Below are 20,610 nucleotides of genomic sequence, written 5' to 3' on the forward strand. Positions count from 1 at the left end.
GCTTTTTTCTAGCTAGGTCAATTGCTGTGTCTGAAATCAGTTTTGAACGTCTTCATCAGTTTTTCTGCAAAGTTCCAAGTGTGCAAGAAGCACGTATCATGGCGAATGGAGCAGATGGCGAACACGCTTGGTGGTTTAAGTTCAGTATTGATGTAGAACACCCACTTGCATGGCAAACAGTCCAAGAGTTAGGGCATGTTTTAAACTACCTATCAACAAATGAACGCCTACCGACCTTATTCTTTCCTGTTTCTCCACCTCCGTATATGAATGGTGAAGCAAAAGATTTTTTATCGTGGATTATTCAATGTAATCATCCGGAGTTTTCTCCAGATGTGGTCTGTGATTGGCTTGAAGCACGTTTACCAAATCCTGTTGATGATGAGTCACAATGGAAAATTAAGACTGATTTGAGTGAATTAGAAAAGTTAGATGATAAGACTTTGGATCAGTTGATTCCTCCAGCACCTTAAATCGGACTTATGGCACAGCCTTTACTTACAGTGATGTTCTAATTTTTTTTGTATAGGCTAATGCCTCACTTTTGAAAGGTCAAAAGTGACAAAAACCTTTGTTTCACTGATGTGGCTTCCCTGCTACACAGTGAAACGGCGACATCCATGTCGCCAATCACCTTGCCATTTTCTGGAAAATCCCAAGGGTGGTCATTAGAAAGTCGACAATCCTGACCATTCCATAAAACGATAAATCCAATACTTCACTTTAGACTCATCTGCATACTTCGCATAGTCCACGCTCATCTGTCTACCTTGCATGTTTGACCACGAGGTATTGAAGTAATCTTGCGCATCTTTAAAGACTTGATCTTGAACTTTACCAATCACCAGCATGTCAGTTTCAAGGTTATAATTTTTTAAATTACGGGCTGTAAAATTAGCCGATCCTACAATCAACTCAGCTTGATGAGCGTTATATTTTAATATCATTTTGCTATGGTTCTGCTCGCCATGCGTATCACACCAACGAATTGGAATGCCCGTAGCATGTAGCTCTGAAGCAACTTGTCGGTTTGGAATACCGTTCTTTTGTCTGCCAAAAGCATCTTTATTTGGATCAAGCAAAACTCGGACAATAACACCTCTTTCTTTAGCACTTTTTAGAGCCTGAATAATCTTACGTTCAGATAAATAGAACATACTTAAATCAAGGTGCTCTTTAGGCTTAGCTGAGTTAATCAATTTTAATACAGATTGATAAATCGCCCCTTCAGTTAAGACTTGGACTTGAGGTTTAGTTACGTCTTTTTCAAAATCACCTAAAATGAGTGAGGGTGCACTACTTCCCGACATTCGTGCAACCGCTGCTTCAGTTTGTAGAACATCAGCTGCTGTGGCTCCCGTTACAACCAAAGCAACATTTGAGTGTCTAGAACTACCATCATGTGGGTTTGCAGAAGTTACGAGTGATTTCCAGCCCGCATCGGTATCGACGACCACGGTTTTACGGTGATTTGCCTTAAAGTTAAATAAGTTTAAATAGCTACGCAGTGTAATTTTTTCATCACCGAACGGATTTGGTAACCAGCCTTTTTCAGGATTATTTCCAACATTCTGGCAGCAGATGTACCATAAGCCGGACCAGAATGGGTTAGACGCACGTAATGGGCCTAAATTGGTTTCAATCACATCAACACCTGCTTGACGTAACTGACGGTAATTTTCAGGTTTTAAGCCCCCATAGACCGAGTTAATCGGGTCAGTAATCATTACAATCTGAATTTGGCGATTTTGTCTTTTTTTACTTACCAATGCATCAGTTAACTCTTGCATGAGTGGTCTTTGCTTTATTTTTGAATCGCCAACTTCTGAATTAAACAAGAACATATCCACCACAATCGTGGCTTTGGCCTCATCAATCATTTTCAAGATTTCATCAAAGATGTGCTGATCAACCTGTTGTTGCCCTTTTGCATCAAGGTAGGTTTTATCTGCTAAAAATTTGACATCGGCATGTCTAAGCTTGCCACTAAAGTTAATCCCTTGTGGCAATGGTTTTACTGTGTGGTAAATTGCCGATGCAAGATATGCAATAGCAACAACGCAAAGTAATATCGCCATATAACGACGCCCTGACCAATTTATTTTTTGATGAATTCGTTGAAAAATACGCATAAAAAAGACCTAACTTGATAGTTTCAAGTTAGGTCTTTTGGTTTGATTTTTCAAGTTTAGTTTCGTGTTAAACCCTTAAAATTTAAAATCAACACCTACTGTAAAATTGCGTCCAACTTGTGGAATATTTGATAAGAATGATGCATGTTGATAAACGGTGTCATCTAACAAATTGTTAGCTTTTAAGTACACACGATAATCCGTTTTTGCAGCATATTGCCCTGAATATGCCACACCAAGATTGAGCATATTATAGCCTTCAGTTTCGGTCTCGTATGCCGCGATTTTGTCTTGGTTAAAGACATGATAATACTCGGCAGAACCGCTAAAACCATCACCAAAGTCTGCGTCGACTTTAGTACCTAAACGTCCTGCTGGAATACGTGGAGCATTACCTTCTGCATCAATTTTGCCGCGCACATAGTCACCAAAAGCACTGATCTTGTACATTGGGGTAATTTGATAACCAATTTCACCCTCTGCACCATAGAAACGTGCTTTATCTTGAGTGTATTTAACTAAACGGAAGTCTTTATAGCGGTCAAGGGTTTGCGCATAGATGTAGTCATCAAACCAGTTATGGTAAACATGAAGATGATAGTCGAGTTTGTCCTTATCAAAATGCAAACCTAACTCAACATTATTCGATTTTTCCTTACTGAGTTGATCATTTCCTAGCTCATAAGTATTTGTCGCAAAGTGCCCACCATTTGCATATAACTCTTGAGCTAAAGGCAGACGTTCTTGATGTGAAGCTACAAAAGAGAGTTTGTAGTTTGGCGCAAACTCCCAGTTCGCAGCACCTGCGTAAGAAAATGCCGAACCATCAAAATCTTGTTTTGAGTTGTCGTCTACATCAATTTCTTGCTGATCTGCACGTGCAGAAAGCTCAAAATGTACGTCTTTCCATTGTTTATGTTCTAAGGCAAATACACTCCACTTTTTGGTAGTGGTCGGAGCCATAAAAGCTTCTTCGCCAGTCAAATCTAATTTTTGCTGGCCTAACTGCGCGCCAATGACCCCTTCCCAATCAGCAATAGGGTTATGTACTAACTCAATACGGCCGTCATAGCCTTTGTTTTGGAATCGGGTAGCAATCGCGCCTTCTTCAATTTCATCATGCTGATAATCGGTATAGCTCGCCTGAGCACGTAACTTTTGAAAGCCTGCAAATGGATCATTTAACTCAGTTTTAAAGTCATAACGCTCAGATTTTAAATCAATCCATGGACCACCATGTTCGTGCTCGTGTTCTTCATTTCCATGATCATGAGCTTCTTCACCATCTTCATGCTCATGATCGCCACAATGTAAATGCGGTATTCCCGTTAGATGAGCACTACAACTTTCGTATTCATGGCTATGCCCAGGCAAACCATATTGGTCTCGACGGTTGCTATAAGAAATGCCGGTATAACCGCGGTCATAAATCCAAGACAACCCAACGTTAACTGAATCACCCTGAGCAAAAGTATTATCTACACGACGCTCTTTTTCACCCTCATGAATATAATTTGGCGCAATGTAGTTATTCGCATCACGTGTTAACCCTTCAACACGTAAAGCAACTTGGCTACCCAAGCCAACAGTTACACCAGCACTCGCCAGTTTTTCATCACTTCCAGTGTTGTAACGTAAGCCAACTTGTCCTTCATAACCGTTTTCAGGCATTTGCGTAGGGATCTTGTTATCAATGACGTTGACTAAACCACCGACGGTCCCCGCACCAAACAGTAAAGTTGAAGGGCCGCGAATTACTTCGACTTGTTTCGCCAGCACAGGATCTACAGTGACAGCGTGGTCAGGAGACAACGTCGAGACATCAATATTTTCTGATGAATTTTGAAGTACTTTAACGCGTGGCCCATCTTGTCCACGGATGACTGGGCGACTCGAACCAGCCCCAAACTGATTAGCGTAAATTCCCACTTCGCTACTGAGTGCATCCCCAATGGTCGCAGCACCTTGCGATAAATGCTTTTGGTCAACGACAGTATCTGCAACAGCAAAATCTTGTGAGGTTTGCTCAAGTGGATGAGCCTTAATTCGAATGGTTTCTAACTTTTCAACATTTTCATTTTCTGCTGCAAACGAAGGAACGGATATGACAGCTAAAATGGATAAGGTCAAAATATTTTTATAGAACAACATGAGGTGATTCTCTAATCGCTATGCCTTTTGTTTTGTTATATTATAACATTTCAGTTGTTTTGCAATAAAAAACATTTATTAACCGATGATTCGCTAGACTGTTCGTTTGAATGATGTGAGTAATTTTTGATTTCTAATGCCTTTTACAATCTCTCATGCCGTTATAGCTCCTCCTCTATCCAAGCTTAGCCAAAACACTTTACCGATTGCTGCTTTAGCAATTGGGAGTATGACACCCGATCTTTACCGCTTATTTACAGTTCATTCCAGCATGCTGACTCACCAATGGAAAGGTCTGATTTATCCCAATCTTGCGTTAGGCTTGGTCTTTTGTGCCGTTTGGTATTTTCTTTACCGCCCAGTGATTTACCGTTTTTTTGGTATTCAACATGATCTTGCGCTCAATTCTTTAAAACGTATTTCTATATTTTTTATTGGAATCATATTTGCACTCATCATCGGCATAGCGACTCATCTGATTTGGGATGGTTTAACGCATGCAGACTTTCGGACCTTTGTATTTAAAGATGTATTAGCGACAACAGTTCATCTTTTTGGACGTCCATATCCATTACATCGTCTTTTACAACTTGGCTCATCTGCTCTTGCTTTGCCTTTTCTCGCTTGGATGTGTATTCACTATTACCAGCGCTATAAACAACATTGGAAAGTAAGTAGAAAAATTAAAATTTTTGCATGGTCTTTATTTATTCTATCTACGCTCTTGGGTTTATTTTCTTTTTGGGATTATGCTCGCTACATTCCTCATGAGGTTTGGCACGCCGACACCTATTATTTTACAGGCCGTTCGATTAATGAGTTTATGCAGGGCTGGTTAAGCACCTTTAGCTTAGGATGCTTATTATTCTTGTTTTTAGATCGGCAACAAAGAATGGGATGAATCAGGAAACTTGCTGCCAAATTGCTCATTTTCAGGTTAATTTCTGCGGTTTTTTGATCTACTTCTTGTGACAAACCATGCAACAAGGCATAATCGAAAACTTATTTTTTTGACGGTGCGCGGTTTACGCATCCGTCTTTTCAGCCAATATAGTTTGGATAATCTTCATTATGATGCGAACTCATTACTGTGGCTCTTTAACTGAAGCCCAAATCGACCAAACCGTTACACTATGCGGTTGGGTACATCGTCGCCGTGACCATGGCGGTGTTATTTTCCTTGATATGCGTGACCGTGATGGTCTCGTTCAAGTAGTTATTGACCCAGATACTCCAGAAGCATTTGCAACTGCAGATAAAGCACGTTCTGAATATGTATTAAAAATTACAGGTCGTGTTCGTCGCCGTTATGAAGGTACTGAAAATGCCAATATGGTGAGTGGTCAAATTGAAGTTTTAGGTAAAGACATCGAAGTTCTTGCCGCTTCAGAAACACCTCCATTCCCTTTAAATGATGAAAATACCAATATTTCTGAAGAAATTCGTTTGAAATATCGTTTCTTAGATATTCGTCGTCCTGAAATGTTGGATCGTTTACGCTTCCGTTCTAAATTGACCAATCTTATTCGTAATTATTTCGAAGACAATGGTTTCTTAGACGTTGAAACACCTATTTTGACACGTGCAACACCTGAAGGTGCGCGTGACTACTTAGTACCAAGTCGTGTACAAAATGGCAGTTTCTATGCACTTCCACAATCACCACAATTATTCAAACAATTGTTGATGGTGGGTGGTATTGATCGTTACTACCAAATCGCAAAATGTTTCCGTGACGAAGACTTACGTGCTGATCGTCAACCAGAATTTACTCAAATCGACGTTGAAACATCGTTCATGAGTGACGATGACATTATGGACTTAATGGAAGTCCTTACTGTAAAGATGTTCGATGAACTTCTTGGCGTTAAATTCGATAAATTCCAACGTATGACTTACGCAGATGCAATGCGTGACTATGCATCAGACAAACCTGATATGCGTATTCCGTTGAAACTCGTCGATGTTGCAGACTTAATGCAAGAAGTAGAGTTCAAAGTATTTGCGGGTCCTGCAAAAGATCCTAAAGGTCGTATTGTTGCTTTACGTGTTCCAGGTGCAGCGTCATTGCCACGTAGTGCAATCGATGAATACACCAAATTCGTTGGCATCTATGGTGCAAAAGGTTTGGCTTACATCAAAGTTAATGAACTCGCTAAAGGAATTGAAGGTCTTCAATCTCCAATCGTGAAATTCATTGAACCGATCGTACTTGAATTGTTGGCACGTGTTGGTGCGCAAGATGGCGATATCGTATTCTTCGGTGCAGATAAAGCTAAAGTTGTAAATGATGCAATGGGTGCTCTTCGTGTGAAGATTGGCCATGATTTGAATCTTTCAACTTGTGAGTGGGCTCCACTTTGGGTTGTTGACTTCCCAATGTTTGAAGAAACTGACGATGGCAAATGGACTTCTGTTCATCATCCATTCACGCTACCAAAATCAAGCGTAGAAGAAGTGAAGAGCAATCCAGGTGAAGCACTTTCTGTTGCTTACGACATGGTATTGAACGGTACTGAAGTTGGTGGTGGTTCACTTCGTATTTATACATTAGAAATGCAAAAAGCGATTTTTGAAGCGCTTGGTATTTCTGATGAAGAAGCAGAAGAGAAATTCAGCTTCTTACTAAATGCGCTTCGTTACGGTGCTCCTCCTCACGGTGGTTTGGCATTTGGTCTTGACCGTTTAGTGATGTTAATGACTGGCGCGACTTCTATTCGTGACGTTATTGCATTCCCTAAAACTAAGACTGCTGAATGTCCACTTACTCAAGCACCTGCTCCTGTTGAAGCAAATCAGCTTCGTGACTTGGGCATCCGCTTACGTGAAAAGCCAAAAGCTGAAGAAACTAAATAATTTTTAGATTTTCAAATTAAAAAACCCTGCTTATGCAGGGTTTTTTATTCATTAATTTTCAAATTTTAATGAGATATTTCTTTTTCAAAACTTGAGAGCTTTTTAAATTTTTGATCAAAAATTTGAATAATTTCTGTTTTAAGCTTTTCAAAATCGACCACATGTTCATCGTCATTTAGGCAAATCTGTGGAAGCCTTTCATTCTTAATCACTTGATTAATTTCAGGAAGATTTTGTAGCCTTAAGTTAAAGTTTTGACCACGTTCAAATATATTGACAGGATAAAAGCGACCTGAGCACAACTGCCACAACCGAAAAAGATACTGATTAACATCTAAAGGCTGTCTAAACCGATGACTTGATACTTCTTTTAAGTAAGCCTCTTCAGTTTTCCACACTTCCTCAAAGACTGACTTCAAAAATGGTTGAGGCAAATGAGTACTATAAAAGCTTGAGAATTTTCGATTATATAAACTTAAAAAATTCCCCAAATTACTGCTCATAGAATAGCGATAATTAAAAAGAGCATAAGGATTTTTATGAAATAATTTTCGCTTATCAAAATGTTTATTAATAATTGCAACATCAGTCAAAGCAACTGCGCCTAAAAAGTTCTCTTCACCTACCACCATGAGTGGCTGTAAACGCACACCATCACAAGGTAAACCATTTTTAAAAAAGAACTCTGGCCCTAAAGGTCTATTGATAAAGGTATCATCATTAAAATAGACAAAATGTTCTGCCAACCCCTCAATTTTATGAATATTGATTTCAATGGCATGTGAGTTAAATGTCGGTAAGCAGTTGGGTTCTATAATTTGATCGTGTGTGACCAAATTTAATTTCGGATGATTTTTGACTAAAAATTCAGGGAAATGCCCACAAGTCACCAGATGGATCGTTCTGACCCACGGACAAAATTTCTCAACAGATCTAAACCAGTAATGAAGATTATTCCAGTCGCGATAGCGACATTGATCAACGAGTTCAACTACCTTTGTTTTAGTTTCTTTGGATTTATAATATATGTATTGTTGCTGCCAGTTCGTATCGGTTGAATCCACCCAAATCATTACAAAATCAACAGGCTGCATTAAACATATATCCAAATAAGTACAGAAATTTACTAAAAAATTTCAGATAAAAAATGGACCTCAAAGTTTATTAATGTTAATAAAAATTCACAATCTATTCATAATTTTAGTTTTTCTACACAATTTTACTCAATTAAGGCTCTATTGAGATGAGAGTGGGCAAATGGCATAATACCTCCACTTTTTCTCCCTTGGTGATTCATTATGGCAATGCGCCCTGATGTACGTCGACATGCTTTAATCGTAATTGTATTCTCTCTTGCGCAATGGTTTTTCATGCGCTATATCCTTGCAAATGAATTATTTAACATCAATACAAATCAACGTATTCTTTATTTCTGCGTAAGTAGCTTAGCAGGTGCATTGCTTATTTTTGTTGCGCTGATTTATATGGTTTTAAAAGGAAATACGGATAAATAAAAAATTCTTTTTATTTATCATTTGAGGTTGTTATGGGTTTACGCAAATCTACAAGAAAAATTTTTTTCCTTTTAAGGTTCCATCTTAAATTCTATATAGATAAGCGTATCAAAAATCTTGAACCTAACAACCTAGCAAATCTAATTACCCTTCATCCTCAATCTGAAGGTAAAATTAATATTCCCAAAATCATATGGATATACTGGGACTCTAAAAAACCAGAACTTGTAGAACGTTGTTTAGAACGTATTAAAAGTTTGAATCATGAATATACTGTTCACATTTTAGATAATAACAATATAAATGATTTTTGTGAAATTGACTTTTCTCAATTTGAAGGTCTCACTCCTCAATTAAAATCTGATCTACTACGCTTATATTTATTATATAAACATGGTGGTATATGGGTTGATGCAAGTGTAATTCTATATAGTAATTTAGACTGGATTATTGATCTATGTAATATCAATAAAACCAAAGCGTTTGGATATTATAGAAATGCCAATACAACTGTAAAACAGTACCCAGTCATTGAAAGTTGGCTTTTAGCCTCAGAGAGAAATAATATTTTCTTTAAAGAGTGGTTAGATGAGCTCATTTATGCAGTTAAGTTAGGAATTAAAAACTACATTCATGAGATAAAAAAATCATGTCCAAACTATGATGAATATTTTCAAAACATTGGCCGACTTGAATATCTAGTTATTTATGTAGCTTGTCAAAAAGTTCTTAGAAGAGCAGAGATGAGCATCACATTAATTAACTGTGATGAGAACGCTTTTATTTACCATAGTTTCAACGATAAATCTAATATCCACTTTATTGAGTCATTAGTATTAAACTATAAGCCATTAAATATGCCATACCTTATAAAGCTAATTGGCTCAGATAGAAATTTATTAGAGCCATATATTAAATCAAATAAAGTTAAGAAAAATTCACTTCTTGATTTTTAAAACCCATTAATATCTATATTTAGTTACTTCTTTTTTAAATTTATTATTAAAAAAAAGAAATAGGGCAAAAATAAATATATTAAAAATTAGAGTTATTTGAATATATCGAGTGGAACCATTCCAGAATGTAATAAAGAAACTTATTAATGATACAATGAAAATGAGACTAATACCTCTACTATACCGTTTAGAAATTTTTATGATTTCATTATTCTTCTCAACCATGTTCCAGATTGATCCAAGATGATCACTGTATAAATCTTTATGGTTATCAAATATTCTATTCAAAGCAATTTCTTTTGAAATTTTTTGACAATCGATTTGATCAGTTAAACTAGACTGATCTGATCTTTTTCTATAAAAATATAAATATTCTGGAATAACAAAATAGTTTTTATTATTCTTTAATAAAGAGATATATAAGTTCCAATCTTCACAAACTTTAAGTTTTTCATCATAGCCTCCTACTCTTTTAAAGTCAGTAGTCCGCATTAGAGCAATACATGGAAAAATAGCATTATGAAAAATGAACTCTTTTAAACTTACTATTTTATGGCTAATCTTATTATTTGAGCGTTCAAACTCTTGAACATTTGTACACACTAATACTAAATCAGGACGTGTTTTCAATATATTTAAGCATTTTTCAATATAGCTAGATGCAATTTTGTCATCAGAGTCAACAAACATCAAATAATCACCAGAAGCATTATTTGCTCCCCAGTTTCTAGCACTCGACACTCCCCCATTTGCTTTTTTAAAATATTTATATCTATCTTTACTTAGATAATCCGATATATTTTCACACAACTCAGCACTATCATTTGACCCATCATCTACAATTATGCACTCAAAATTTGTATAAGTTTGTTCGTCTATTGATCTAATAGTATCAAGAATAGTATGTGAGGCATTATAAGCTGGCACAATAATACTAACTAAAGCTGTCATATAAAATATCTCTAAACTTAAAAATATAATTAAAAAATTTAAAAGTATCGCTTATATGATAATTTCGCCAAATTTTTTCTTAAACCATGACCATATTTACTTTTTTCTAAATCTTCAGATTTTGCTCTTTCACTTTCTAACCGACTTAATATTGGATCTTTTTCTCCAATTTCAATTACTGGATGATCGACAATAAATGACATTAAGATATGAACAGTTGAATCAAAATCAAATAAATAACTCCAATCATCTGCTTTTCTTATTTTATGATGATATTTAAGTAATGTTTCAGCCATTTTTCTATCAACAACGTATGCAAAAGCATAGCAAGCACGATGGAAAAAATCTGGAACCACTTCTAATACTTTTTTATTTAAAAAATTATAGTCTTTAAATTCACCTCTTGTTTTTAGGCACTCCTTCATTTGAATGCCGCCTAAACTAAATAGTAAATTCGATGGTAAAGCTACTTTTTCTAATTCTTCTTTTAACTTATCAATCGTTAAATCATCAGGCAATATTGCATCATCTTCAAAAATCAATGCATATTCATCTTCCGACTCAAGAAAAAGCTCTAAAGCTTTTAAATGAGATAAGGTACAGCCTAGCTCACTCGGTGTTAAAGGTTGGGAACGACCTTTTACAGCCATTTCAAAATATTGTTTTACGGATAAATCCACCCCTTTAACGCCTACTTTTGTGTAGTCAACCTTACTCGTCTTGAAAAAATTTTGGCCGAGGAACTTACTTAAACGAGGTGATTTTTCATCTTCGATAGTTACAACATAAATCTTCATTAAGCTATTCCCCTTTTAAACAGCGCGTATCATATCTAATGTAAAATAGAGTTAATATATCTTTTTTATTTTCTTGTATTGTCATGATTCGTTCAATTCAAAAAAAATGGTACAAATACCAACAAGCAAAAAAAGCAAAATCTTTTGACTCTCATTGGTATATGCGTTTCGGCTGGTTAGAACAACCTTTTACAACACTTGAGCAATTAGATTCACTCTTTGAGATACACTCACCTAAAAAGTTTACATTTGCAGATAGCTTTTATGCTTATGAAAATGGCCGTCATTTTATTTTTTTTGAAGAAGTTGATGACGAACATCCAGTAGGCTTTCTTTCTGTCTTGGAAGTCTTTAAGGATGGCACCTACACACCGCCTGAGACAATCTTAAAACTCGACTATCACCTTTCTTATCCTTGTGTATTTAAAGTAGAAGACACTTGGTACATGATTCCTGAGACTTCGGCTAATAAAACCATTGAGCTTTGGAAATGCGCTGAATTTCCACTGAAATGGGAAAAGCATTCTAATCTGATCGAGAATATCGAAGCAGTCGACAGCACACCTTTTTATCATGAAGGCTTATGGTATCTTTTTACTTCAACGCGTCGTGATTGTAAGAAGTTTGGTGACCGTTTAGATCTATTCTTTACCGAAGATATTTTGAATCCTGAATGGCAAGAGCACCCAATGAATCCAGTGTGCCGAGGCAGTCAGCAATTCCGTATGGCAGGCAAACCTTTTATTTATAAAGGACAACTGGTTCGACCAAGCCAAGATTCTTTAAAACGTTATGGCGGCAATATCGAATTAAAAGCGATTACTCAGCTTAGCCCAACAGCCTATGAAGAAAAATTACTCGAAGTGGTTTTACCAGACTGGAATCAGGCAGATGACGGTTGCCATACCATTAATGTCGAAGATAACTTCGTGGTACTTGATGCCATCCGCCTTACGCCAAAAAATAATTAAGTTTTTAGCAGGCCTTTATAAATATTAAGCGTCTGCTCAGCCATGGCTGGCACAGTCAGTTCAGCCTTGGCTTTCGCATATAAAGGGCCAAAATCATTTTGAACCTCAGGTTGAAGCGCATATTGAATCGCTTTTGCTAAACCTTGTGCATCTCCAATTTCTGCTAGATATTGTTCTGGCAGCCACTCGATCACACCATTCACTTTAGTTGAAGCCATAGCTTTATCGGCCTGTAAAGCTTCTACCATTACGAGCGGAAAACCTTCACGGTCAGAAGATAAAACTACAACATCTGCCAACTGGACCAGATCACGCGCATCAGTTCTAAACCCAAGAAAAGCGACCCGATTTTGCATGTTTAATTCACTGACTTGTTTCTCTAAACTTGCTCTAAGTGAACCATCACCTACAATCCATAAATTGGTATCAATCTGTTGCAGCGATTCAATCAATAAACTGATATTTTTTACTGGTTCTAGACGTCCAATACACATGACAACTTTTTTGCTAGGGTCTAGCTCAGCAAAATCTTTTTGAATCGATTGAAGTAATTTTTCTTTATTTTCAGCTGTAAGAGCAGGTTGAGGATAAACCCCATTGTAAACCACGTGTGCTTTCGTCTCGGGAATCCCTTGTGTGAGTGCTTGGCTCACAGCAATAACCGCATCGCCGGCTAAATAGGCAGATTTATTCTTTTTAGTACCGTGTACCGTCGTTACAAATTTAGGGCCAGCTAAAAAAGGCTTAATACGGGCAATCAGCTCAGCCGCCTTTCCTGCTTGTGCATGAACAATAGCAGGTTGAATTTTTTGGATCAGATTTTTAAGTTGCCAAAGTAAAAAAATATTCCAACGGCTACGTGCAAAATCAACCGCATGAAAATGTACTTGTTGGCTAAACTTATCTACATAGCAAGGATGTGCAATCACGTGCACTTCATGGTTCAAAGCAAGCTCATTAACAAGGTTAAAAGTGTGCTGCTCTAAGCCACCGATTCCGCCACTCGTTGCCAATACCTGAACAATTTTCATAGCTTGCCTACTTATTTTTATCTTTATTCAGAGTCTGTTCAAAAAGTTTGGCTTCTTTTAGAAATGCATAAAATGCGTTAATCATACTATTTACGAAACCACGCCAACCATTTAAGCAACTACGGCGAATGAAATAAGACTTCATAAAAGTCACTGGCATCACCAAAACCAATTTTGCAACGCTTGGAGACTTTCCTTTTTGGAATTTCTCTAATGCTTTTAAATTGGAATATTGGTTATTTTTTTCGACTTTAACGAAAATGCTCGACTCGCCATAATGATAAATATCATGTTGAGCGCGCTGAGATTCACCATCCACAATCACATTTTCATGGACTTTATTGGCAAGGTCGTAATGCCCTTTAGACTTGCGAAAGAAACGCACTTTTGCATGCTTTTTAGTATGTTTACTGTTGGGAACACCTAAAAAAACATCATTAATCGGTGTGATTAATGCATCAAGCTTGTTCTGTTGAATGGTCTCAACAATCTCTTGTTTTAACTCGTTAGATAAGACTTCATCACCATCTAGATTGAGTACCCAATCATTTCGACATTTTGCTAAAGCCAAACTTTTTTGCCCAGCATAACCTTGCCAATCTTGATGAGAAATATGCGTATTTTCAAAGCGCTGTGCAATTTCATAAGTATTGTCAGTACTGCCAGAGTCTAAAATAATGACTTCATCAAAATCACTGACACTTTGCAAAGTTCCCTCTAACCAAGCGCCACAATTTAAAGTGACAATATAGACACTACATGGAATTTTATTCATAACTTATAACGTCCTTTAGCAAGGGCGATACGCATCTGTAAAGCATTCATGGCACCATGCGTGCTGACACGTGGAATATTAAATTGATTAATTGCTTCGTACGCTTCGATTTTTTTACGAGTTGATACGGCGTTTTTAAAGCCAATCTCTTGCGCCATTTTCTGGTGCTTTTCGTTAAATCGACCAAATGGATAGGCAAAACTAGGACATTTTCCAACCAAAGCTTCAACATCTTTTTTAGATTGAAGCATTTCATCGTAAGCGGTTTGATCGTCAAGCTTAAGTAAATTCACATGATGTTGTGTATGCGCACCAAATTCAATGAAGCCTGAATTTGCCATTTCATGGATTTGCTCATGAGTTAGCTTTTCGATTCCTTCAATTTGTGTAGCTAAATAAATGGTTGCTTTTGCATTATATTTTTTGAGTAATGGATACGCATATAGATAATTATCCATAAAGCCATCATCAAAACTTAAAGCAACAACGTTCTTTTGACCTCGATATTGTTCAAGCTCAGAGACAAAGCAAAAAGTAGCCCCTTTACGCGTCAACAACTGTAAGAGTTGTTCAAACTTTTCAGGAGGCATATTCATGCCAGAGGCTGCATCTTTAGGGGTCACCTGATGCAGCATGACAATACGTGGTAGTTTGCTCGAACGAAACGGAAGCCAGAAAGTATAATTACCCAGCACATATAACAGTGCAGCAAGTGCTAGTAGGCCTACCGCAACGTACAAAAACCACATCATGCATAAACCTCATGTGACCATTCATAATTTTCTGAAAGGGGCTGCTTAAATGTCACTTCAACCATAAATTGGGTGATGCGCTTAGCATTGAAAGATTTGCGTGTTTTCTCCCATCCCTCTTTCGCTATTTTTTCAGCTTGCTCTGGATTCTGATCAAAAAATTGTATCTTTTTGGCCAAGTCGAACTGATCATCAAAGTAAACCACTTCCTGCTCAGTGTAGAGTTTTTCAAAGCCAGGAATTCTTGGGCTAAAGGTGAGTAAACCATTACCGGTCAGTTGTACAATTCGGTCAGAACTATACAAGGTTACATCATTACGGCGTGAGTAATTGAGTCCCATTTTTGTCTCAGACAGAACTTTATAATAACCTTTACCGTAAACACCCGGCTGTTCAAAGCAACCATAATATTGATAGTTCACATGGCCTTGTTTCAATGCATCTGCCAAATCTTTTAAGAACTTCTCACGCTCAGGTTCTTTATAAACCACGCCACAGAAGATAAAAGTCTTGTCTGTGTTAGCGTTTGAAAATTGTTGTAGCGTTTCTACATTACGGTGACCAACATTTGGCAAATAGGCGACGCTTAAATGAGGCTGCTTTAATTTTTGTAGATATTCGCCACCTGTTGTGCAGAAAATAGCATCTAGATAAGGCGAAAATGCTTTTACGAAATCGAGTTTGCTTTCGAGATAAAGTGGGTCAACATACCAAAATGCAATTTTAGTATTTGGATAAGATTCTTTAATCTGTTTTAAAACATCTGGACTCATTAAATCACTATGTCCGATGAGTACCAGATCAGGTTCAATATTATTAACGACCTTTAGTACTTCTTTATTGGCCCAATTGGCACCCAGTTTTTTTGTTTTAAAAATGGTTCCCATACGAGCCATGTCACGAAAACTAAAGTCATAAACGAAATGGCCATTTTCAATTAATCCGGCAGAAATTTTACGGTCTGTGCAGTAAAAATGGGCGCCTTGTTTATTAAAGCCAAAATTCGCAATATGCAATATTTTCATTTATTTACTCAAAATAAAAAATTTAATTTTTCGCTAAAAGATATGTTGCCACACGGTCTGCTTCTTTAAAAGCATAAGGTTGTGGTAACTGTACAACACAAGTCTGCTGTGAAATTAACTTTGATTCTAACATTTGATCAACTGAGTAGGTAATGCGGTCGTCTTTCAAACGGTCCATTGCCATTACCCCTACTCGACAACCCGCAGTAAGTGCCTCAAAAATCATAGATACGCTATCTTCTGTCACCCAAACAGCTTCTGCTTTTTGCATTTCTTCAAAAATCCAGCCTTGAGGTGTTTGCTCAACCGGAAATATTTGCAAATGTGTGGCAAAGCTTTGCTGTCTTAAAATATCAATAAATCCTGCTGGCGTTCGGCGTGAAGTCGTCAGAATAATTTCAGCGTCTGGATTATTCTCAACAATTTTTTGAACACTGCTTAATACTTTATCTTGGTTCCATTGATGTCGTTTAGATGAGCCACCTAAGGCTATTAAAATTCTGGCTGTTTGATGGCGGTTTTCATTACGAATTGGATTGAGTGCACCACGCGTGACAATCACATGGCTATCGGCATGGATGCCATCATGTTCTGGAATAACAGCGTAATCAAAGCAAACCACAGGTAAGTTAGGCTTCATCAAAATAATAGTTTTAGCTTTTCTAAAAATTTTACCGAGTAACCAGACCCGAAAATGAGTGTGACTTCCCACTCCAAATATAAAATCGGGAGCTTGTTGAAATAAGGAGTTTTTTGAAGAGAAAAGTACCTGAATTAAAGAAATAATAGGTAAATCAGAAATGAGGATCTCTTCAAAAGTTGTATCTGCCTGTTGTCTTTGCATCGCCTGAAACAAGCCTAATGCTTGTGAACGATGTCCTGCCTTACCATCAGAGACATAGACAATATGCATAAAAGCTCCATAAGCCAAAAATAAAAAGGCGAAACCAAAGTTCGCCTTTTTATGTTAACGGATTAACTTATTTTACGTAAGTTAACCAGTGTTCATATTTCGGATTTCTACCTTGAACTGCATCAAAGTAAGTCTTTTGAATTTCAGTAGTAATTGGGCCACGGCCACCTGTACCGATTGGACGGTCATCGTATTCACGAATTGGTGTTACTTCCGCAGCAGTACCAGTGAAGAATGCTTCGTCTGCAATGTAGAATTCATCACGTGTAATACGACGCTCAACAACTTGATAACCAAGATCTCTAGCAATCGTCATTACTGTTTGACGTGTAATACCATCAAGCGCACCACCAGCGATATCTGGAGTGTGTAAAACGCCATCTTTAATTAAGAATACGTTTTCGCCAGAACCTTGGCATACATAACCTTGTGGGTCCATTAACATAGCTTCATCGTAACCAGAATGTGCAACTTCTTGGTGAGCAAGAATTGACAACGTATAGTTACCAGATGCTTTTGCTTTACACATGGTCACGTTTGGATGATGGTGAGTAAACGATGAAGTTTTAACGCGAATACCATTCGCCATTGCTTCATCACCAAGGTATGCGCCCCACGCCCATGCTGCAACTGCGGCATGAATGGTGTTATTTGTTGCTGCAATACCAAGTTTTTCTGAACCGATCCAGATGAGGGGACGTAAATAGCAAGAAGCTAATTTATTTTCACGTACAACATCAATTTGTGCTTGTTCAAGCGTTGCTTGGTCATACGGTACTTTCATTTGATAAATTTTTGCTGAATTTAACAAACGTTTTGTGTGGTCTTGAAGACGGAAAATGGCAGTACCTTTAGGCGTTTCATAAGCACGAACACCCTCAAATACGCCCATACTGTAGTGTAATGTATGGGTTAAAACGTGAATCTTTGCATCACGCCAATCAATTAATTTTCCATCTTGCCAAATAAAACCATCACGATCAGCCAAATTCATGGAACACTCCAAATTGTTATAAAATCATTCACTATCCAACTCAACCGAAGCGGTTGGGTCTATTAATCTTTGCCATAAATTGCAAACGACCGCACGGGTACTACGCCAGTCCGCTGCGCTGACTTGCATGGATTGATTTGCAAGGGCTAAACGGTGGCTTTCGGCACGTTCACTAAGATAGGCTCGAATTAATGCTGTGGCATCTTCACTGGATAAGCAGTCTGCTTTAGCAGCATCTTCTAATATTCTTACATTATCAGAATAATGGGCGAGATCGGGTTTCTTCCCGCTCCATGCAAGTACAGCATACTGTGCCATAAATTCGATATCGACGATACCACCTGCGTCCTGTTTTAAATGAAAAATACCATGTTTTTTTTGTTCAGAAGACGAACCTAGGTGGTCTTTCATTTTCTGACGCATTTTCAACACTTCTTCACGAACATAAGCCTCATCTCTAGATTGAGTCAATATCTCACGTCGAAATATTTCAAATTTCTGGCAAAGCACCTCATCACCAGCAATAGAGCGTGCTCGAACGAGTGCCTGATGCTCCCAAAGCCATGCACTTTTCAACTGATAGTGTTCGTAGGCCTTAAGACTTGTCACCAATAAACCCGCCTCACCTGAAGGTCTTAATCGCGTGTCAATTTCATAGACACGGCCATCAAGGGTTTGAGTGGTCATGAGTGACATAAATTTTTGAGCAACACGCATCGCAAACTCAAAGCCAGTAATAGACTTAGTTCCATCCGTATCTGCTTGTTCATCCAGATAATGAATAAAGACAAGATCTAAATCGGAGCCATAACCCAGCTCAATTCCACCTACCTTGCCATAACCAATGACAGCAAAGGCTTTGTAGTCGAGAGAGCAACGTTTCCCATCGACATCACATGGATAACCATGACGCTTTGCTACAGTTTGATAAGCTAAATGGAGGGTTGCGTTTACACTCACTTCAGCAATATCAGTTAACGCATCGGATACTTTCATTAGCGGGCTTTCAGCTAACACATCGCTTGCAGCGACAGTGAGTACATTGCTCTTTTTAAACAGGCGAAGTGCTCGCATTTGATCTTCAACCTGATCAATTTCAATGCGAAGTAACTGCTGACGTAATGAGTCTTCTAAGTCCTTGCGTTTTGGCAACTCAAAGTCCATCGATAAAAACTCATCAAGCAGTACTGGATATTGCGTTAGCTCTTCACAAATCCATGGACTTACGGTCGCCATTTTCACTAAACGTTGTAATGCACCCTTACTTTCAATCAGCATCACCAAATATACGGTTCGACGCATGACCGACTCAATGAGCGGCATTAAACGTAAAAGTGCAGTTTGAGGTTGTTCGGACTGTAAGATCACTTCAATTAAATGAGGCCAGAATGTTTTTAAACGCTGAACTGCATTTGAAGGTAGTTTTTTAAGTGCATGACCATGCCAAAACTCATGAATCAGATTTTTCGCATTGTCATCCAACACTTCATCTAATTGCTGCTCTAACTGGCCAAAGTTTTCAGTCGCTGCATTTGAACTTGTATCTTCAATGAGCTGCTTAAATTGAACTTTTACTTTCTGGCGTTTCTCGTTTAAAACATCAATAAATTCATTCCAGCTCGCAAAACCCAAGGTATCTATAATTCGTTGTCTTAGGTCAATTTCTTCTGGCAATAGCTGAGTTTGCTGATCGTTGAGGGCTTGAATTGCATGTTCAACACGGCGTAAAAACAGATAGGCATCTTCTAATTCTAAAACGGCTTGTCTTTCTAACAAGCCTGCTTCGCCAATGTGCTCAAGGCTGACTAAACATTGGCGGTCTTGTAACTCACGCTTAGACCCGCCATAAATAAGCTGGAACACCTGAACAATAAATTCAATTTCGCGAATACCGCCTGCCCCGAGTTTAATATCATCCTCGATATGACGGCGTAGAACTTCTCGCTCAATCATCGCTTTCATATCACGCATAGCAGAAAAAGCGGTGTAATCGACATAACGACGAAAAACAAAAGGACGTGTCATTTCTAACAAGTCTTGCCCTTCTTTATCTCCAGTTACAACACGTGCCTTGATCCACGCATAGCGCTCCCATTCACGACCATGCTGACTTAAATATTTTTCCAAAGCTGCATGACTAATCGCCAATGCCGAGCCATCCCCCCAAGGACGCAAGCGCATGTCTACTCGAAACACAAAACCATCTGCGGTAATGTGCTCAAGCAAATAAATGAGTTTTTGTCCCCATAAAATACAGAACTGCTGTACATCAATGCATTTACGACCATTGGTTTCGCCTTGTTCATCAAAGGCAAAAATTAGATCAATATCACTCGAGAGATTAAGCTCTTGTGCACCGAGCTTACCCATGGCAACTACAATCAAATCTTGAACTTTGCCAGAGTAACCCACAGGTTCACCGTGTTTCGCTACGAGTGCCACACGTGCAAAAGCCTTTGCCGCACAAATGCTGGCATCGGCAAAATCAGAAAGTTCACGAGTAAGTGTGACAACATCGGTAAGCTGATTAGCATCTTGCCAGATCCAGCGAAACATTAAACGACCACGCAAAATACGAAGTGCGCGCATCCAAGATGTTTCATCACCAATTCCATCTAATGTGGTTTGTACAAATTGATAAATTTGATCAGTTGAGAGCGGTGCAGTAAATTGATCTATTTGGTAATCTTGTTCTAAAACAGCCTGATGCAGGCCTAAAACTTGTTCCGCATACTGACTAGCACGCAATGTTTTTTGTAACTGCTCCGCATTCATATAAAAAGCTCTTTTCC

At 38.0% G+C, this 20,610-nt stretch carries 18 protein-coding genes; 6 read left to right on the forward strand and 12 right to left on the reverse strand.

What is annotated here, in order from left to right:
- Positions 1-26: 26 nt before the first annotated feature.
- Complete coding sequence (locus RMB03_RS14700) at positions 27-473, forward strand: hypothetical protein (protein ID WP_004638883.1); 447 nt, start codon at positions 27-29, stop codon at positions 471-473.
- A gap of 195 nt (positions 474-668) precedes the next feature.
- Here the strand turns inward: RMB03_RS14700 and RMB03_RS14705 are convergent, their stop codons facing one another.
- Both RMB03_RS14705 and znuD read right to left on the reverse strand, forming a co-directional pair.
- Entirely contained in the window at positions 669-2,132 is a 1,464-nt protein-coding gene (locus RMB03_RS14705; protein WP_311076727.1) for a phospholipase D family protein, read from the reverse strand.
- Positions 2,133-2,207: 75 nt separating this feature from the next.
- Complete coding sequence (gene znuD, locus RMB03_RS14710; RefSeq protein ID WP_311076728.1) at positions 2,208-4,283, reverse strand: zinc piracy TonB-dependent receptor ZnuD; 2,076 nt, start codon at positions 4,281-4,283, stop codon at positions 2,208-2,210.
- Between the two features lie 136 nt (positions 4,284-4,419).
- Here znuD and RMB03_RS14715 point away from each other — a divergent pair, with 136 nt between their 5' ends.
- Positions 4,420-5,184 carry a DUF4184 family protein gene (locus tag RMB03_RS14715; protein WP_311076729.1) on the forward strand — a complete coding sequence of 255 codons (765 nt, stop codon included), beginning with the start codon at positions 4,420-4,422 and terminating at the stop codon, positions 5,182-5,184.
- A 170-nt stretch (positions 5,185-5,354) separates the two neighbouring features.
- A complete protein-coding gene (gene aspS, locus RMB03_RS14720) occupies positions 5,355-7,139 on the forward strand; it encodes an aspartate--tRNA ligase (RefSeq protein ID WP_005036159.1) in 1,785 nt (594 codons plus the stop codon).
- A gap of 65 nt (positions 7,140-7,204) precedes the next feature.
- On the opposite strand, the gene RMB03_RS14725 is transcribed toward aspS, so the two are convergent.
- The gene (locus RMB03_RS14725) at positions 7,205-8,233 is read right to left on the reverse strand and encodes a stealth conserved region 3 domain-containing protein (RefSeq protein WP_311076730.1); all 1,029 of its coding nucleotides are present in this window, start codon (positions 8,231-8,233) and stop codon (positions 7,205-7,207) included.
- Between the two features lie 204 nt (positions 8,234-8,437).
- On the opposite strand from RMB03_RS14725, the gene RMB03_RS14730 reads away from it, so the two are divergent.
- Positions 8,438-8,653, forward strand: a complete 216-nt coding sequence (locus RMB03_RS14730; RefSeq protein WP_005036150.1) for a hypothetical protein — start codon at positions 8,438-8,440, stop codon at positions 8,651-8,653.
- Positions 8,654-8,685: 32 nt separating this feature from the next.
- Entirely contained in the window at positions 8,686-9,609 is a 924-nt protein-coding gene (locus RMB03_RS14735) for a capsular polysaccharide synthesis protein (protein WP_311076731.1), read from the forward strand.
- Positions 9,610-9,615: 6 nt separating this feature from the next.
- Here RMB03_RS14735 and RMB03_RS14740 read toward each other — a convergent pair whose 3' ends face one another.
- Both RMB03_RS14740 and RMB03_RS14745 read right to left on the reverse strand, forming a co-directional pair.
- The gene (locus RMB03_RS14740; protein ID WP_311076732.1) at positions 9,616-10,560 is read right to left on the reverse strand and encodes a glycosyltransferase family A protein; all 945 of its coding nucleotides are present in this window, start codon (positions 10,558-10,560) and stop codon (positions 9,616-9,618) included.
- Positions 10,561-10,598: 38 nt separating this feature from the next.
- Positions 10,599-11,357: a glycosyltransferase family 25 protein gene (locus RMB03_RS14745; protein WP_045435562.1), complete on the reverse strand. Its 759-nt coding sequence runs from the start codon at positions 11,355-11,357 to the stop codon at positions 10,599-10,601.
- An 83-nt stretch (positions 11,358-11,440) separates the two neighbouring features.
- On the opposite strand from RMB03_RS14745, the gene ghy reads away from it, so the two are divergent.
- Positions 11,441-12,328: a glycosyl hydrolase Ghy gene (gene ghy / locus RMB03_RS14750; RefSeq protein ID WP_311076733.1), complete on the forward strand. Its 888-nt coding sequence runs from the start codon at positions 11,441-11,443 to the stop codon at positions 12,326-12,328.
- Here ghy and RMB03_RS14755 read toward each other — a convergent pair.
- The 7 genes from RMB03_RS14755 to glnE all read right to left on the reverse strand — a co-directional run bounded on the left by RMB03_RS14755 (position 12,325) and on the right by glnE (position 20,593).
- Positions 12,325-13,359, reverse strand: coding sequence for a glycosyltransferase (locus RMB03_RS14755; protein ID WP_311076734.1), 1,035 nt, complete (start codon positions 13,357-13,359; stop codon positions 12,325-12,327). The two genes, ghy and RMB03_RS14755, sit on opposite strands and share 4 nt — an antisense overlap.
- A gap of 7 nt (positions 13,360-13,366) precedes the next feature.
- Positions 13,367-14,134, reverse strand: a complete 768-nt coding sequence (locus RMB03_RS14760) for a glycosyltransferase family 2 protein (RefSeq protein ID WP_311076735.1) — start codon at positions 14,132-14,134, stop codon at positions 13,367-13,369.
- On the reverse strand, positions 14,131-14,886 hold the full coding sequence (locus tag RMB03_RS14765; protein ID WP_311076736.1) for a polysaccharide deacetylase family protein: 756 nt from the start codon (positions 14,884-14,886) through the stop codon (positions 14,131-14,133). The genes RMB03_RS14760 and RMB03_RS14765 overlap by 4 nt, the downstream gene beginning before the upstream one ends.
- Positions 14,883-15,911 (reverse strand): glycosyltransferase, encoded by a 1,029-nt coding sequence (locus RMB03_RS14770; RefSeq protein WP_311076737.1) that lies wholly within the window; start codon positions 15,909-15,911, stop codon positions 14,883-14,885. Before RMB03_RS14770 ends, RMB03_RS14765 begins: the two co-directional genes overlap by 4 nt.
- 22 nt (positions 15,912-15,933) lie before the next feature.
- Positions 15,934-16,824, reverse strand: a complete 891-nt coding sequence (locus tag RMB03_RS14775; protein WP_205468527.1) for a mitochondrial fission ELM1 family protein — start codon at positions 16,822-16,824, stop codon at positions 15,934-15,936.
- Between the two features lie 67 nt (positions 16,825-16,891).
- Positions 16,892-17,818, reverse strand: coding sequence for a branched-chain amino acid transaminase (locus tag RMB03_RS14780; protein ID WP_045435575.1), 927 nt, complete (start codon positions 17,816-17,818; stop codon positions 16,892-16,894).
- Positions 17,819-17,842: 24 nt separating this feature from the next.
- Positions 17,843-20,593, reverse strand: a complete 2,751-nt coding sequence (gene glnE, locus RMB03_RS14785) for a bifunctional [glutamate--ammonia ligase]-adenylyl-L-tyrosine phosphorylase/[glutamate--ammonia-ligase] adenylyltransferase (protein WP_311076738.1) — start codon at positions 20,591-20,593, stop codon at positions 17,843-17,845.
- Positions 20,594-20,610 lie beyond the last annotated feature (17 nt).

The organism is Acinetobacter sp. V91_7, assembly GCF_031799075.1.
Taxonomy (GTDB): Bacteria; Pseudomonadota; Gammaproteobacteria; order Pseudomonadales; family Moraxellaceae; genus Acinetobacter; species Acinetobacter calcoaceticus.

Coding starts and splice junctions, on each gene's coding strand:
- RMB03_RS14760 (WP_311076735.1), bottom strand. CDS start 14,134: ATGAATAAAATTCCATGTAGTGTCTATATTGTCACTTTAAATTGTGGC.
- RMB03_RS14705 (WP_311076727.1), bottom strand. CDS start 2,132: ATGCGTATTTTTCAACGAATTCATCAAAAAATAAATTGGTCAGGGCGT.
- RMB03_RS14740 (WP_311076732.1), bottom strand. CDS start 10,560: ATGACAGCTTTAGTTAGTATTATTGTGCCAGCTTATAATGCCTCACAT.
- RMB03_RS14775 (WP_205468527.1), bottom strand. CDS start 16,824: ATGCATATTGTCTATGTCTCTGATGGTAAGGCAGGACATCGTTCACAA.
- RMB03_RS14765 (WP_311076736.1), bottom strand. CDS start 14,886: ATGATGTGGTTTTTGTACGTTGCGGTAGGCCTACTAGCACTTGCTGCA.
- glnE (WP_311076738.1), bottom strand. CDS start 20,593: ATGAATGCGGAGCAGTTACAAAAAACATTGCGTGCTAGTCAGTATGCG.
- RMB03_RS14770 (WP_311076737.1), bottom strand. CDS start 15,911: ATGAAAATATTGCATATTGCGAATTTTGGCTTTAATAAACAAGGCGCC.
- aspS (WP_005036159.1), top strand. CDS start 5,355: ATGATGCGAACTCATTACTGTGGCTCTTTAACTGAAGCCCAAATCGAC.
- RMB03_RS14735 (WP_311076731.1), top strand. CDS start 8,686: ATGGGTTTACGCAAATCTACAAGAAAAATTTTTTTCCTTTTAAGGTTC.
- ghy (WP_311076733.1), top strand. CDS start 11,441: ATGATTCGTTCAATTCAAAAAAAATGGTACAAATACCAACAAGCAAAA.
- RMB03_RS14780 (WP_045435575.1), bottom strand. CDS start 17,818: ATGAATTTGGCTGATCGTGATGGTTTTATTTGGCAAGATGGAAAATTA.
- RMB03_RS14755 (WP_311076734.1), bottom strand. CDS start 13,359: ATGAAAATTGTTCAGGTATTGGCAACGAGTGGCGGAATCGGTGGCTTA.
- RMB03_RS14730 (WP_005036150.1), top strand. CDS start 8,438: ATGGCAATGCGCCCTGATGTACGTCGACATGCTTTAATCGTAATTGTA.
- RMB03_RS14725 (WP_311076730.1), bottom strand. CDS start 8,233: ATGCAGCCTGTTGATTTTGTAATGATTTGGGTGGATTCAACCGATACG.
- RMB03_RS14745 (WP_045435562.1), bottom strand. CDS start 11,357: ATGAAGATTTATGTTGTAACTATCGAAGATGAAAAATCACCTCGTTTA.
- RMB03_RS14715 (WP_311076729.1), top strand. CDS start 4,420: ATGCCTTTTACAATCTCTCATGCCGTTATAGCTCCTCCTCTATCCAAG.
- znuD (WP_311076728.1), bottom strand. CDS start 4,283: ATGTTGTTCTATAAAAATATTTTGACCTTATCCATTTTAGCTGTCATA.